General features: G+C 69.4%; 13 protein-coding genes. 5 read left to right on the top strand and 8 right to left on the bottom strand.

Annotation, left to right across the window (positions count from 1 at the left end):
• Positions 1-84: 84 nt before the first annotated feature.
• Both frc and MOTC310_RS13550 read right to left on the bottom strand, forming a co-directional pair.
• Positions 85-1,335: a formyl-CoA transferase gene (gene frc, locus MOTC310_RS13555; protein ID WP_331293386.1), complete on the bottom strand. Its 1,251-nt coding sequence runs from the start codon at positions 1,333-1,335 to the stop codon at positions 85-87.
• A 55-nt stretch (positions 1,336-1,390) separates the two neighbouring features.
• Positions 1,391-1,864: a PAS domain-containing protein gene (locus MOTC310_RS13550; RefSeq protein ID WP_331302126.1), complete on the bottom strand. Its 474-nt coding sequence runs from the start codon at positions 1,862-1,864 to the stop codon at positions 1,391-1,393.
• A 396-nt stretch (positions 1,865-2,260) separates the two neighbouring features.
• Here MOTC310_RS13550 and MOTC310_RS13545 point away from each other — a divergent pair, with 396 nt between their 5' ends.
• Together MOTC310_RS13545 and MOTC310_RS13540 are read left to right on the top strand one after the other, a co-directional pair.
• Positions 2,261-2,914 (top strand): ABC transporter ATP-binding protein, encoded by a 654-nt coding sequence (locus MOTC310_RS13545; RefSeq protein WP_331293388.1) that lies wholly within the window; start codon positions 2,261-2,263, stop codon positions 2,912-2,914.
• Positions 2,915-3,054: 140 nt separating this feature from the next.
• A complete protein-coding gene (locus tag MOTC310_RS13540; protein ID WP_331302125.1) occupies positions 3,055-4,296 on the top strand; it encodes a KpsE/RkpR family capsule polysaccharide export protein in 1,242 nt (413 codons plus the stop codon).
• A 38-nt stretch (positions 4,297-4,334) separates the two neighbouring features.
• Here MOTC310_RS13540 and MOTC310_RS13535 read toward each other — a convergent pair whose 3' ends face one another.
• Positions 4,335-4,931: a hypothetical protein gene (locus MOTC310_RS13535; protein ID WP_331302124.1), complete on the bottom strand. Its 597-nt coding sequence runs from the start codon at positions 4,929-4,931 to the stop codon at positions 4,335-4,337.
• Positions 4,932-5,168: 237 nt separating this feature from the next.
• Here MOTC310_RS13535 and flhA point away from each other — a divergent pair, with 237 nt between their 5' ends.
• On the top strand, positions 5,169-7,316 hold the full coding sequence (flhA, locus tag MOTC310_RS13530) for a flagellar biosynthesis protein FlhA (RefSeq protein ID WP_331302123.1): 2,148 nt from the start codon (positions 5,169-5,171) through the stop codon (positions 7,314-7,316).
• 205 nt (positions 7,317-7,521) lie between these two features.
• On the opposite strand, the gene MOTC310_RS13525 is transcribed toward flhA, so the two are convergent.
• The 3 genes from MOTC310_RS13525 to fliI form a co-directional block, all read right to left on the bottom strand.
• Positions 7,522-8,589 (bottom strand): lysylphosphatidylglycerol synthase domain-containing protein, encoded by a 1,068-nt coding sequence (locus tag MOTC310_RS13525; RefSeq protein ID WP_331302122.1) that lies wholly within the window; start codon positions 8,587-8,589, stop codon positions 7,522-7,524.
• 143 nt (positions 8,590-8,732) lie between these two features.
• Positions 8,733-9,140, bottom strand: a complete 408-nt coding sequence (gene fliJ / locus MOTC310_RS13520) for a flagellar export protein FliJ (RefSeq protein ID WP_012322462.1) — start codon at positions 9,138-9,140, stop codon at positions 8,733-8,735.
• Positions 9,141-9,289: 149 nt separating this feature from the next.
• Positions 9,290-10,642 carry a flagellar protein export ATPase FliI gene (gene fliI, locus MOTC310_RS13515; protein WP_331302121.1) on the bottom strand — a complete coding sequence of 451 codons (1,353 nt, stop codon included), beginning with the start codon at positions 10,640-10,642 and terminating at the stop codon, positions 9,290-9,292.
• Between the two features lie 419 nt (positions 10,643-11,061).
• Between fliI and ctrA the strand changes: the two genes are divergently transcribed.
• Entirely contained in the window at positions 11,062-11,763 is a 702-nt protein-coding gene (gene ctrA, locus MOTC310_RS13510) for a response regulator transcription factor CtrA (protein WP_010683835.1), read from the top strand.
• Between the two features lie 82 nt (positions 11,764-11,845).
• Here the strand turns inward: ctrA and MOTC310_RS13505 are convergent, their stop codons facing one another.
• Together MOTC310_RS13505 and cysS are read right to left on the bottom strand one after the other, a co-directional pair.
• Entirely contained in the window at positions 11,846-12,625 is a 780-nt protein-coding gene (locus tag MOTC310_RS13505) for a trypsin-like serine protease (protein ID WP_331302120.1), read from the bottom strand.
• Positions 12,626-12,744: 119 nt separating this feature from the next.
• Positions 12,745-14,142, bottom strand: coding sequence for a cysteine--tRNA ligase (gene cysS, locus MOTC310_RS13500; RefSeq protein WP_331302119.1), 1,398 nt, complete (start codon positions 14,140-14,142; stop codon positions 12,745-12,747).
• A 310-nt stretch (positions 14,143-14,452) separates the two neighbouring features.
• Here cysS and MOTC310_RS13495 point away from each other — a divergent pair, with 310 nt between their 5' ends.
• Positions 14,453-14,800: a hypothetical protein gene (locus MOTC310_RS13495; protein WP_331302118.1), complete on the top strand. Its 348-nt coding sequence runs from the start codon at positions 14,453-14,455 to the stop codon at positions 14,798-14,800.
• Positions 14,801-14,861: the final 61 nt, after the last annotated feature.

Below are 14,861 nucleotides of genomic sequence, written 5' to 3'. Positions count from 1 at the left end.
CGGATCCGGGGCTCGCACATGAAAAGGACGGCGCCCAGGGGAGCGCCGTCCTGTCTCAGGAATGCTGACGTCGGACTATGTCTATCAGACCGCGCGGGCCTCGTGCATCGCCCGGATCTGCTCCTGCGTGTAACCCAGGTCTGCGAGCACCTCATCGGTGTGCTCGCCCAGCAGCGGCGACGCCTTCACCTCGACCTTCATGTCCGAGAACTTGATCGGGCTTCCGACCGTCAGATACTTGCCGAGCTTCGGGTGCGCCACCTCGACGACGGTGCCGCTCTCGCGCAGGGACTTGTCCTCGGCGATCTCCTTCATCGACAGCACCGGCGCGCAGGGGATGTCGTAGGTGCGCAGGATATCCACCGCCTCGAACTTGGTCTTGTCGGCGAGCCACTCCTCGATCGTCTTGAAGATGTCGAAGATCTTGTCCTGGCGGGCCCGCGGGGTGTTGTAGCCCGGATCGGTGATCCACTCCTCCTTGCCGAGCGCCTTGCAGATCGGCGCCCAGGCGTGGCCCTGGATCGTGAAGTAGATGTAGGCGTTCGGGTCGGTCTCCCAGCCCTTGCACTTCAGCACCCAGCCCGGCTGGCCGCCGCCGCCCGCATTGCCACCGCGCGGCACGACGTCGGAGAACTCGCCGTGGGGATACTGCGGGTACTCCTCGAGGTAGCCGAGGGCGTCGAGGCGCTGCTGGTCGCGGAGCTTCACGCGGCAGAGGTTGATGACCGAGTCCTGCATCGACACGGCGACCTTCTGGCCCTTGCCGGTCTTGTTCTTCTGATGGAGCGCCGTGAGGATGCCGATGGCGAGGTGCATGCCGGTGTTGGAATCGCCGAGCGCGGCGGCGCTGACGGTGGGCGGCCCGTCCCAGAAGCCCGTGGTCGAGGCGGCACCGCCGGCGCACTGGGCGACGTTCTCGTAGACCTTCAGGTCCTCGTAGTGGTGACCGTCCGAGAAGCCCTTCACCGAGGCGAGGATCATGCCCGGGTTCAGCTCCTGGATGCGGGCCCAGGAGAAGCCCATCCGGTCGAGGGCGCCGGGGCCGAAATTCTCGACCATGACGTCGGAATCCTTGATCAGCTTCTCGAGGACTTCCTTGCCGGCCTGGGTCTTGGTGTCGAGCGTGAGCGACCGCTTGTTGGAGTTCAGCATCGTGAAGTAGAGCGCGTCCGCGTCCTCGACGTGGCGCAGCTGGGTGCGGGTCACGTCGCCGGCGCCGGGGCGCTCCACCTTGATCACGTCGGCGCCGAACCAGGCGAGCAGCTGCGTGCAGGCGGGGCCGGCCTGGACGTGCGTGAAGTCGATGATCTTGATGCCTTCCAGCGGCTTGCTCATTGGGCGTTCTCCCTGTGCGGTTTGGTGATCGGGCCCTTCGGATCGTCCGGCGGGCTCAAGGCGCCCGGCGGGCCGGATCCGAGGAAACTTCGAGTTCGGACACGCGCTGGCGCAGGCGCTTCTCCTCGGCCCAGCGCTCAGTCTCGTCGCGGATCACGGCGACGATCCCGGTCACGTGGTCGGAGGCGTCCCGCACCATGCCCACCGTGAAGGCGATGGAGAGCTGGCGGCCGTCCTTGTGGAGCGCCGGCACCCTCAGGGTCTCTGCCCCGTAACGGGTGACGCCGGTGCGCATGGTCTTCGCGTAGCCGTCCCAGTGGCGGCGGCGGTGCCGCTCGGGCGTGATCAGATCGAGGGTCTGCCCCAGCGCCTCGGCGGCTGTGAAGCCGAAGATGCGCTCTGCGGCCGGGTTCCAGACCGTGATGGCGCCGTCCGGATCGGACACCACCACGGCGTCGCCGATCGCCTGGACCAGCCCGTGGAGATCGGAGGGACCGGGCACGGCCAGGGTCGGCCCGGTCGCCATCATCGGCGCCACCCGGTCGGCGGAGCGGAAGTGAGGTGGCTCGCGGCAGTCCGGCGCCTTGTCATGGGGGCGGCCCTTCCTGATCATCGCTCGCGAGGCCGGCGGTAAAGTTCCGGTCCCGCATCCGTGAAGGGCCGTCACCCGGCCTCGTCGGTTGGTATTTGGTATGCCAAATATGGAATGTCGTCAACCGAGGCGGTGACAGGTGGAACTTTTCTTCAAGTCAGCGCGGCGTTGCGGAAGCGAAGCCGCGCTCGGGCCGCGGGTCAGCCGACTGGCCCGCCGCGGCCCGGCAAGGCGCTCATGTCCTTCTCAGATTTGCCGCTTTCCGCGAGCAGGAGATCGCCCGTCAGGCCGCTCGGACCGAGGGTCCGGCGATCCGCCCTGGAGACCATTTCGGTGATCCGTTTCGAGAAAGTCAGCAAGGTCTACCGCACGGAGGGTCACCGGCGGACGATCCTGGAGCAGGTGTCGTTCACCCTGAAGCCGGGCGTGTCCTACGGCATCCTCGGCATCAACGGCGCCGGGAAGTCGACCACCATGCGGCTGATCGCCGGCACCGAGGACGCGACGCGCGGTCGGATCCATCGCGGCCTCAGGGTCTCCTGGCCCCTCGGCTTCGCGGGCGGCTTCCACCCCAAGATGACCGGGCGCGACAACGTCACGTTCGTGGCGCGCATCTACGGCGAGGACCCGCGCAAGGTGCTCGAGTTCGTCGAGGACTTCTCGGAGCTTGGAAGCTACCTCGACGTGCCGATCTACACGTACTCGTCGGGTATGGGCGCTCGGCTCGCCTTCGGCATGAGTATGGCGATCCCGTTCGATTGCTACCTGATCGACGAGATCACCTCGGTCGGCGACGCGCGGTTCTCGAAGCGCTGCGACGAGGTCTTCTCGCAGCGCCGGAAGAACGCCGACATTATCATGGTCTCCCACTCAATGGAGACGATCCGGCAGTGGTGCACGCAGGGGCTGGTCCTGCTCAACGGTCGCGCGATCATCTACGAGGACGTGAACGACGCCATCGAGGTGTACCGGCGCCTGAACGCCTGACCGTGCCGGTGTCGACCGGACCGTGACGACATGCTTTTGCCGCCTCGCCGTGCGAGAGACGATCGCAGCGCGGAGTGCGGCGCGGTCGAGATCCCCGTGACGGATCGACCTTCGAGGCCGGGGAGGCCGGGAATCAGGCCATGAACATGGAGATCCGGAAGGCCGAGGGGCAGCCGGTCACGCCCGCGGACCGCCAGCAGGCCGTCAGCGAGTCGCTGCGGCAGATCGCGCGCATGTCGCGCTTCGCCGACCGCAAGAAGGGCATCCGGTCGTATCAGGCCGACGCCAAGAACGATCCCTGGATCCCGATCCTGTTCGTCGTCTGCTTCCTGCTGCCGACGCTCGCCGGGGCGATCTATTACGGCCTGATCGCGTCGGACCGCTACGTCACCGAGGCGCGGTTCGCGATCCGGCCAGCCCTCGGCTCCGCCGAGAAAACGTCCTCCGAGACCGGCGGGACGAATTCCGGCATGGCGAACCAGATGGTGGCGCAGGACACGCAGATCACGCGCGAGTTCATCCTGAGCCGGCCGATGCTGGAACTCCTCGAGGCTCAGTTGCCGCTGCGCCAGTGGTTCAGCAGCGACTCGATCGACTACTTCTCACGGTTCGATCCGGAGAAGCCGATCGAGAAGTTCGTCCGCTACTGGAAGCGGCGCGTCGGCGTCGAGGTCGAGGGCGGATCCGGCATCATGTCGGTCGAGGTCGAGGCCTTCGATCCCGAGGAATCCCTCGCCATCGCCAAGGCCATCATGAAGGAGGCCGAGCGCAAGGTGAACGACCTCAGCGTCAAGTCGCGCGAGGATGCCCTCGCCGAGAGCACGCGCGAGCTGCGGCTCGCCGAGGAGCGCATGACCAAGATCCGCCTCGCGACGCGCGATCTGCGCAACCGCGAAGGCGTGCTCGACGCTCAGAAGACGAACGACATCAACGTCAAGATGATCGCCGAAATGCGAGCCTCGCGAATCAACCTCGCGCTCCAGCTCGCGATCGGGCAGCGGGACCTTGGTCCCGACGCGCGCCGGATTATCGACATCAAGCAGCAGATCAAGGACCTCGACGAGAATATCGCCCGGATCGAGCGGCAATCCGCCAGCCAAGATCCGGAGCAGAAGCGCCTGCTCTCCGACGCGCTGACCCGATTCGAGGTCCTGGAGAACGACCGGAAGAACGCCGAGAAGTACTATCAGCAGGTGCTGACCGCGCATGAGCGCGCCCGCATCATCGCCGCCCGGCAGATCGAGTTCTTCAGCCCAATCGTCGAGCCAGTGAAGGCGGAATCCTCCACCGAGCCGCGGCGTCTCCTGATGATCGGGCTGATCACCGCGGGCGCCGGCATACTGTTCGGCGCCGCGATGTTCGCCCGGAATATGATGGCCTGAGCGCAGTCCCGGCGGGCTTGGCCGGCAGACCGGACTCGTCAGCGTCCAGCTCCGGCGCCCCTGTCGTCGGCCGCCGGGCCGATCGTGCCGCCGGTCCAGCCCTGCGCCCGCCAGCCCTCGGCGCGCTCGTCGAGATCGATCGATCCCGCATGGTCGAGAATGGCCAGGGCGCGCTCGGCCCGGGACTCGTCGGCGCGCACCGTCACCAGGGTCCCGCCGCGGCGCAGGCCCTCGGCATAAGTCTCGGCCTCGTCGGCGCTGAGACCCGCCGCTGTCAGGCCGCCGATCAGGCCGCCGGCCGCGGCCCCGACTCCGGCCCCCGTCACGGTCGCCACGAGCCAGCCCGCCGCCACCACCGGGCCGAGCCCCGGGATCGCCAGCAGACCGAGGCCGGCGAGCAGGCCAGCGCCGCCGCCCAACACCGTCCCCACCGTGGCCCCGGTGCCGGCGGAATCCGCCGTGTCCACCGGTCGGGGGACGGCGGTGCCGGGCGCCCGCGGCGGGGCCGCGGGCTCGTTGCGATTCGCGATGATGCTGATGTCCGCGTGGGGGATGCCGGCGGCCTCCAGCCGGTCCACCGCACCTGCGGCGGCGTCGTAGTCGTCGAACAGGGCCGTCAGGGCGCGCAGGGCCATCGAACTCTCCCGGGATGCCCGGGCCTGGGCCCGGAGACGTGGCGGCCGCGCGTGCGGCCCGGAAGCGGGCTCGGTCGGATGCCGGATCGACGCGGTCGCCGTCCGATCAAGCGATCGCGGCGGCCCGGGTTCCCGTCGCTGAAGGCTCCATCTTAACGCCGCGCTAACCATCCGCTCGGCAGATCTTGCCGGGTACGTCCCGGGCCAGTCCCGAGCGAACGGCAGCGGGTGGGATCGATGGCGGAGACGGCGAGCGCGCCGGCACAGGCAGGAGCGGCGGCGGTCCTCGGTCAGCTGACGCTGCCGACGCGCGGCGACCTGCAGGCCCTGTCGAAGCGGTCAGACCTGCTGTTCGCCACGGGCGTGCTGGGGATCCTGGCGGTCCTCATCTTCCCGCTGCCGGCGATCCTGCTCGACCTGCTGCTGGCCGTGTCGATCATCATGTCGGTGCTGATCATGATGACCGGCCTGTCGATCGACAATCCGCTGGAATTCACAGTCTTCCCGACGCTGCTGCTCATCGCCACGATGCTGCGGCTCGCCCTCAACCTCGCCTCGACGCGCCTGATCCTCGGGCACGGCCACGAGGGGACCGCGGCGGCCGGCCACGTGATCGAGGCCTTCGGCCACTTCGTGATGGGCGGCAACTTCGTCATCGGGATCATCGTCTTCGCGATCCTGATCATCGTGAACTTCGTGGTGATCACGAAGGGCTCGGGCCGCATCGCCGAGGTCGCGGCCCGCTTCACCCTCGACGCCATGCCCGGCAAGCAGATGGCCATCGACGCCGACCTGTCGGCCGGCCTGATCGACGAGAAGGCCGCGAAGGCCCGGCGCGCGGCGCTGGAGGAGGAATCCTCCTTCTTCGGCGCCATGGACGGTGCCTCCAAATTCGTGCGCGGCGACGCGGTGGCGGCCCTGCTGATCACCTTCATCAACGTGGTCGGCGGCATCATCATCGGGGTGGCGCAGCAGGGCCTGAGCTTCGGCGATGCCGCCAAGAGCTACACCCTGCTAACCATCGGCGACGGCCTCGCGAGCCAGGTCCCGGCGCTGATCGTGTCGACGGCGGCGGGCCTGCTGGTCTCGAAGGCCGGCGTGCGCGGGGCCGCCGACAAGGCGCTCGGCAAGCAGCTCGCGCATTACCCCAAGGCGCTGGGCATGTCGGCGGCGGTGATGCTGCTGATCGCCCTCCTGCCCGGCATGCCGATGCTGCCCTTCGTCCTGCTGGGCGGCGGGGCCGGCTACGCGGCGTGGCGCATCAACAGGACCGCCAAGCTGGCGCCGCCCCTCGACGCCCAGGGCGTCCCGATGGATGCGGCCGCGGTCGCCGCGGCCAGTGCCGCGAAGGAGGAGACGGTCACCGACCTCCTGAAGCTCGACGACCTCAAGCTCGAGATAGGCTACGCGCTCCTCGCCCTGGTCAACGGCGAGGGCCAGGACCGGCTCACCGACCAGATCAAGGCGCTGCGCCGCCAGCTCGCCGCGGAGCTGGGCTTCGTGATGCCGTCGGTGCGCATCCTCGACAACGTCCAACTCGACGCCAACGCCTACGTGGTGCGGGTCAAGGAGATCGAGGCGGGTACCGGCCGGATCTTCCCGGGCCAGTTCATGGCGATGGACCCGATGGGCGGTCAGGTCCAGCTGCCCGGGCAGCACATGCTGGAGCCGACCTTCGGCCTGCCGGCAACCTGGATCGACGCGGCCCTGCGCGACCAGGCCCAGCTCAAGGGCTACACGGTGGTCGATGCCGCCACCGTCGTGTCGACGCATCTCACCGAGGTCATCAAGGCCCACGTCTCGGAGCTCCTCAACCACGTCGAGGTCTCGAAACTGCTCCGCGAGTTGCCCAAGGAGCACGCCGACCTGCTCAAGGAGATCGTGCCGTCGCAGATCTCCACCACCGGCGTCCAGCGCGTGCTGCAGTTCCTGCTCGCCGAGCGGGTCTCGATCCGCGATCTCGGCGCGATCGTGGAGGCGATCGCCGAGGTCGCGGGCGCCGTGAAGAACCCCCGCGACGTGGTCGAGCACGTCCGGGCGCGCCTCGGCCGGCAGATCTGCGCGCAGTACCAGGATCCGAACGGCATGCTGCCGATCATCACCCTGTCGCCAGCCTGGGAGCAGGCGTTCATGGAGTCGATCGTGGGCGAGCGCGAGGAGCGCTACCTCGCGATGCAGCCGTCGAAGCTCAGCGAGTTCGTCAACACCGTGCGCGACCGCTTCGAGTCGGCGGCGCGCCAGGGCGAGATGCCGGTTCTCGTCACATCGGCCCAGACGCGGCCGTTCGTGCGCTCGATCATCGAGCGCTTCCGCCGCGAGACGCCCGTGATGAGCCAGGCCGAGATCCACCCGCGGGCGCGGCTTCGGACGGTGAACTCGATCTGAGGCCTGATCGGCCGCGCCGCCCGCTCCGGCGCGGGCGCATCCGCCCCGCCGCAGCCGCCAGCGCGGGTCATCGGACGGATCGGCGCGGGCCGAACAGCCACGCGCGGCGGAGCAATCCCGGGCGTGCCCGGGCGTGCGCGTTCGGAAGCCCGTGGGAGGAGGCGCGACGGCGTCACCCAGCCGGGGGACGGTGCGTCGAGCCCTCTCAGATCGCCTTGTGCTTCAGTTCCCGCTCCAGCTCGTGGGCGTCGAGGCCGGGGACGATCACCGGCGGCTCCGGGACGGCGGACGCCTTGTGCCCGTGCGCCGACGAGCCGATCGCCGCGGCCAGTCGCGAACGCTCGAAGGCGATCACCACGACCACCGAGATCAGCGCCGGCAGCCAGAAATAGAAGATCCGGAAGATGATCACCGCCGCGATGATCGCGTCTTTCTGCGCTTCGTCGGTGATGTGCATCGCCGTGATGAACACGATCTCGAACACGCCGAGACCGCCCGGCGCATGCGAGGCCAGCGCCACCGAGAACGAGGCCAGGAAGATCGCCAGCACCGGGATGAAGCCCGGATTCATCGCTTCGGGGAGCGCGAAGTAGATGATTCCGGCCGCCCCCAGCAGCTCCAGCGGCGCAGCCAGAAGCTGGCGGCCCATGATGCCGGGCCTGGGATATTCGAGCTTGAAGGAACGGATGTGAAGCGGGCGCAGGTGCAGGATCGAGCCGATCACGTACAGGCCGACGAAGCCCAGCATGCCGATGCCGACGATCAGCGCGGTTTTCGGATCGGTGAGGAAGCCCGGCAGCTTGCCCTCAAGCCGCGACAGCAGGTTCGGGTCGACCACCAGCGTGAAGCCGCCGAGCAGGATCGTGCCCAGGAAGAACGTGAACGAGCAAAGGGCTACCAGCACGGCGACCTGCGCGGCGGTCAGGCCCTTGGCCGTGTAGGCCCGATAGCGGACGAGCGCGCCGGAGAAGACCGAGGCGCCGATATTGTGCGAGAGCGCGTAGGTCGTGAAGGAGCAGAGCGAGACGAACAGCCACGAGATGTGGCGGACACCCAGGTGCAGCAGGGCGATCCGGTCGTACCAGGCGAGCGCCGCGTAGGCGACCAGGGTCGAGAGCGCCGCCAGCAGGATGCGGTGCGGCGGGATCGCGAGAACCGCTGCCCAGATCGCCGAGAGCGAGGTCGTCTTCAATTCCTGGTAGAGGAAGTAGCCCGATATCACGACGGCCGCGAGGCCGATCAAGGGCCAGATGAACTCGCTGATCTTCTTCATGAACACCGACGCCCTGGGGAGAGCCCCTGATGCGCCGGCACGCGACGCGCTGCAAGCGGCATGACACCGCCGCGATCCCCCTTGTCAGGTGATCGTGACGGTTTCGTGCCGCGGGAGCCGGCCGAGCGGTCCGACGGACTGCGTCAACCCCGAGCGCGGTTGAGGCCGATCCCGTCCATGGCAGCCTGGTCGCGCGCCGATTCGGCCGCGCGCTCGGCGGTCCGCTCCCGGTCGTTCAGGATCTCGACCTTCTTGAGCTCCTCGAACGCCTCGCCCAGCTCGGCCTTCGCCTCGGCGAGCTGGCCTTCGAGAGCCTGGGCAGATTGAATCATGTTGTCCCGGCGCGTCGCCGCGGCGCGGGCGTAGGTCGGGTAGGCGAAGTGACCGACATCAGTGATTCCGGCCCGCGCCTCCTCGACGGCGACCTCGCGATCGAGCTCCACCGCCATGCGCTGGAAGTCGGCCATCATCATCTCGATCTGGGTCACGCGCCGGCGCTTCTCGTCGACCTGGAAGCGGCGCAGGCGGATCAGCGTGTCACGCGATTTCATCAGGACGCTCACTCCACGCAACGCTTGAGGCCGCGCCCGGGATCGTGCCCGGACCGAGCCTGTGCGCGAGCCTGCCCACGGCAGACCCGCCCGGATCCCCCACGTGCACCATGATCGCGCCGAAGCGTTAACGCCCCGGCCCATGGTGCCTAGGCCCCGCCGATGATCTCGGAGAGCCGTGCGTAACCATCGCCGATGGACGTTGCTTCTTCCTTACCCTGCCCCAGAAAAGCCTCAAGATGGGGCATGAGCGCGACCGCCTCGTCGACCTCCTGGGAGGAGCCGGCCCGGTAGGCGCCGAGCCGGATCAACTCCTCCATGTCGGCGTAGGTCGACAGCAGCCGCCGCGCCCGCCGCACCACCGGCAGGTAGGCCGGATCGCAGGAGCGCGGCATGGTCCGCGAGACCGAGCGCAGCACATTGATCGCCGGGTAGCGCCCGCGCTCCGCGATGGCGCGCTCCATGACGATGTGGCCGTCGAGGATGCCCCGAACCGCGTCGGCCACGGGCTCGTTGTGGTCGTCGCCCTCCACGAGGACGGTGAACAGGGCCGAGATCGTCCCCTGCCCCACGCCGGGGCCGGCCCGTTCGAGCAGGCGCGGCAGTTCCGAGAAGACGGTCGGCGTGTAGCCCTTGGCGGTCGGCGGCTCGCCGGCGGCGAGGCCGATATCGCGCTGGGCCATGGCGAAGCGCGTGATCGAGTCGATCATGCACAGGACCTTGGCGCCCTGGTCGCGAAAATACTCGGCGACCGACAGGGTCACGTAGGCCGCGTTCCGGCGCATCAGGGCCGGCTCGTCGGAGGTCGCCACGACGACCACCGAGCGTGCGAGGCCGGCGGCACCCAGATCGTCCTGGAGGAATTCCTGCACCTCGCGGCCGCGCTCGCCCACCAGGCCGATCACCGCCACGTCGGCGGCGGTGTAGCGGGCCAGCATCGACAGCAGCACCGATTTGCCGACGCCGGAGCCGGCGAAGATGCCCATCCGCTGGCCGGCGCACATGGTGAGGAACGTGTTGATGCACCGGACGCCGAGATCCAGCGGACCGCCGACCCGCGTGCGGGCATGGGCGGGAGGCGGGTCCGCGCGCAGGGCATAGACGTCGCTCCCCTGCGCCAGGGGGCCGAGCCCGTCGACCGGCCGACCGAGAGCGTCGATCACCCGGCCGAGCCACGCACCGGAGGGCCGGATCGCGCCGGCCGATTCGTCGCGGACATAGGCCGGACAGCCGCGCCGCACCCCCTCCAGCGAGCCGAACGGCATCGCCAGCGCCCGATCGCCCTGGAACCCGATGATCTCGCAGGGGACCAGCCCGTGGCCGTTGGCGCCCTCGACGTCGACCCGGCCTCCGAGTCGCATCGCGGCCACAGGGCCGGCGACTTCGACCAGCAGGCCGCGGATCGCCACGACCCGGCCGAACGTCTCCAGCACCTCGACCCGGTCCAGGGCGGCCCGCGCCGCCGCGAGGGAAGCAACGGATCTTGCCGGATCCTGTGTCATCGGCCTGGCTCTCAACGCTTCGTTTACCGGCCTCCTTAACACTGCGGGTCACGGGCTCGTAGCGGCTCGATCCGGGTCGCGGTCACCGCCGCGCCCGACGAAGTCGTACCGGTGTGTCCCTCGGACAACACCGGGGATCGAATCGTTACGGAGGAAGTACTTACGCCGAAGGGGGCGAGCGACCTGGACGCAGGCGGATCGGAATCGGGGCCGAGGGCGAGACCGGAGGAACGGTGTTTCTCCTGTCAAGCTCGCGGAACTTCGAACGAGACGCTTGCGGGCAGGAATCAGGTTTTGTTAACGATTAATCCATAGCGTTCCACGTCAAGAGCGACGGAGCGCCCGTCCACAGGCCGGTGGCGGGCGAAGGCTGGGACGTGTCTGCGCGCTGATGCGGCCGGCGGGGCTGGGGACCGACGATGCGGGTACTTTTGATCGAGGACGACAGCGCGACCGCGCAGAGCATCGAGCTGATGCTCAAGTCCGAGAACTTCAACACCTACACCACCGACCTCGGGGAAGAGGGTGTCGATCTCGGTAAGCTGTACGATTACGACATCATCCTCCTCGATCTGAACCTGCCCGACATGTCGGGCTACGAGGTGCTCCGCTCGCTCCGCGTGGCGAAGGTGAAGACGCCGATCCTGATCCTCTCCGGCATGGCCGGCATCGAGGACAAGGTGAAGGGTCTCGGCTTCGGCGCCGACGACTACCTCACCAAGCCGTTCCACAAGGACGAGCTGGTGGCGCGCATCCACGCCATCGTGCGCCGCTCGAAGGGCCACGCCCAGTCGGTCATCACCACCGGCGACCTGATCGTGAACCTCGATCAGAAGACCGTCGAGGTCGGCGGCGCCCGGGTGCACCTCACCGGCAAGGAGTACCAGATGCTGGAACTCCTCTCGCTCCGGAAGGGCACGACGCTCACCAAGGAGATGTTCCTCAACCATCTCTACGGCGGCATGGACGAGCCGGAGCTGAAGATCATCGACGTCTTCATCTGCAAGCTGCGCAAGAAGCTCGCCAACGCCAGCCAGGGCAAGAACTACATCGAGACCGTCTGGGGCCGCGGCTACGTGCTGCGCGAGCCGATGGACGGCGAGGAGCGCATGGCGGTCTGACCCGCCGGGCGCACCGTCCCGTGAAAAACCCCGCGCGGTCCGGCCGCGCGGGGTTTTCGCGTTCCCGCGGTCTTCCCAGGCCTCACCGCGTCCCGGAGGCGGAGAAGACCTGCGCGGCCGGCGCGATCACCACGTAGCCGCCGCAGGGCGCGGCCCGGCTGATCACCGCGCTGGCCACGCCCCAGATGTAGGTTCCGCGGCGATCCTGCGCGACGACCGGGCCGCCGGAATCGCCGAAGCAGACGCGGGCGCCGTTGGCCCGGGCGATGGTCAGCCCGGTGCTGCTCGCCGCGACCGGCGTCAGCGTGGCGGTGCGCAGGCGCCCGACCGTCCGGCCGGAGAGGCCGGCTCCGGCGATGCGCAGGCTCTTCGGGACGCGGCCCGGATCCGCCGCGAGCGGCACCGGCCGCCGGTCGCGCACCGGCTCGGTCAGGCGCAGGACCGCCAGGTCGAGGGAGAGATCGGAGAGGCTGACGCCCGACGCCTCGTTCGGCAGCATCTCCCCCGGATCGGGGCTGTAGCGGGCGACGACCCGTGCCCCGTAGACCGGCCGCGCCGGCTCGCTGCCCCGGAAGAACACCACGAGCGCGCCCAGCGGATCGCCGTTCACGCAGTGGGCCGCCGTGAGCACGAGATCCGGCGCGATGAGCACGCCGGTGCAGCGGGTCAGGTTCAGCGCCTCCTCGGGCTGGGTGATCGTGCCGATCGCCACGGTGGCCTGCGCCAGGGCATCCAGCCCGGCGGCCGACCCGCCATCGATCGCGGCGGCCGGCCCGGACAGGCCCAGCCCGAGGGCCAGGGCCGATGCGGCCGCGGCGCATCGCGCCCCGATGGTCCCGTATGTGGTCCCGAAGCTGGTCACGTGCTGCTCTTCTCCGGCGCGAGCCCCCGGATCACAGATGCCGCCCGGGCCGCGCCGCGCAAGCGGGCGCATGGCCGCGGCCGCCGTCACATCCGTGTCATCGACGGCCGGCTCAGCAATCAGCGCGCCACGGTCCAAGTCGTGGTGCCGTCCTTGTTGTCCTTCACGGCGACGCCCATCGCCGCGAGGGCGTCGCGCGCCCGGTCGGAGGCGGCCCAGTCCTTGGCGGCCCGCGCCGCGCGGCGCTCGGCGATCAGCGCCTCGACGGCCGCGACGTCGACGCCGGAGGCCGCGACCTGATCCTGCTCGCGGTCGCTGCGGGTGCGCGCGAGAAACCCGAGAAGATTCGCACCGGCCCTCAGCGCGCCGGCCTGCGCCTCCGCGCCGCTCGCGAGCCGATGCAGCTCGTTGATCGCCGCCGGCGTGTTGAGGTCGTCGCAGAGCGCCTCGACCACCCCGGCGGGGACGTCGCCCGCGGCGGGCGCGTCGGCGGCGGCGTTGTACCAGCGATCGAGCACGCGGCTCGATTCCTCCAGGCCGCGCAGGGTCCAGTCGATCGGCTGCCGGTACTGGGTCTTGAGCATGGTGAGGCGCACGACCTCGCCCGGCCAGTCGTTCAGCACGTCGCGGATGGTGATGAAGTTGCCGAGCGACTTCGACATCTTCTCGCCCTCCACCTGGAGGAAGCCGTTGTGCAGCCAGACATTGGCCATCACGGGCGTGCCGAAGCAGCAGCGGGACTGCGCCACCTCGTTCTCGTGGTGGGGGAAGATCAGGTCGATGCCGCCCGCGTGGATGTCGAAGGTCCGGCCGAGATGCTTGGCCGACATGGCCGAGCACTCGATGTGCCAGCCCGGCCGTCCCGCGACCGCGATCCCGGCCGGCGACGGCCAGGACGGCTCGCCTGGTTTCGCCGGCTTCCACAGGACGAAGTCGAGGGGCGAGCGCTTGTAGGGGGCGACCTCGACCCGGGCGCCCGCCTCCATCTCGTCGAGCGGCCGCTTCGACAGGCCGCCGTAATCCGGCATCGACGGGACGTCGAACAGCACGTGGTCCGCCGCCACGTAGGCGTGTCCGGTCCGCACCAGCGCCTCGATCATGGTGACCATCTCGGCGATGTGGTCGGTCGCCCGCGGCTCCATGAAGCGGGGCCGCGCGCCCGGCACGTTCACGTCCTCGGGCATGAGCACGCCGAGGTCGCGCACGTCGCGGTGAAACTGCGCGAGCGTCCCGTCGGTCAGCTCGCGGATGGTGATGCCGCGCTCGGCCGCCCGGGCGTTGATCTTGTCGTCCACGTCCGTGACGTTGCGCGCGTAGGTGACGTGCTCCGGCCCGTAGAGGTGGCGCAGCAGGCGGAACAGCAGGTCGAAGACGATGATCGGCCGGGCGTTGCCGATATGGGCGGCGTCGTAGACGGTCGGGCCGCAGGCGTAGACACGGACATGCTGCGGGTCGATCGGAGCGAAGGCCTCCTTGGCGCCCGTCAGCGTGTTGTAGAGCCGCAACATCGGCGCCATGAAACCCATCCCTTTTCCGGCGCCGGGGATGACGTCCGGCCCGGAGCCGTGGCCGGAAATCCGGCCCTGCCTTCAACGACCTGAGAGCCCCGCGCGGCGAAGAGCGGCCGAAACGTGGCGGATCCGCCAGCCCCGGCACAGCACCCTGTTGCATTGCGGCGACGGCGCGGCCCGCGCGATGGGGCTAACCCAAAAGCGTGAGGAATTCGAGATGGCCTGCGCGCCATGCGGGTAAGGCTTCCTTAACCGCGCCGTCGGACCGTCCGGGCCACGATCCTCACGCCACAGATCCTGTGCCCAAGGACAATCCATGCGACGCTCGGCCGCCGGTTCCCTCGCTCTCGCCACCGTTCTCGCCTGCGCGGGCCTGACCCACGCCGCGCTGGCCGGCACGGACGGCGAGACGCCCGCGAAGGCCCCGGCCCATGTCGAGAAGACCTTCCTGATCCCGTCGAGCGACGGCTACGGCGTCGGCGAGTGCCTGACGACGCCGGGCAGCGACTGCGGCCAGGTGGTCGCCAACGCGTGGTGCGAGGCCCAGGGCTACGCCGCCGCGAATTCCTACGGCGTCGCCGCCGCCGACGAGTATACCGGCGCGATCAGCCAGCCGGTCCCGGCGCCGTCCGAGCGCCCGATCCGGATCACCTGTCAGGACTGAGCAGGCCGCGGGCGGCCCGCCGCCGAAACGACGCGCGGACAGCGCACGTCACCGAGCGCCG

The organism is Methylobacterium oryzae (assembly GCF_036441375.1).
GTDB lineage: Bacteria > Pseudomonadota > Alphaproteobacteria > Rhizobiales > Beijerinckiaceae > Methylobacterium > Methylobacterium oryzae_A.
Note: the sequence above shows the minus strand (reverse complement) of the source record. Positions and strands in the feature narration are given on the sequence as shown.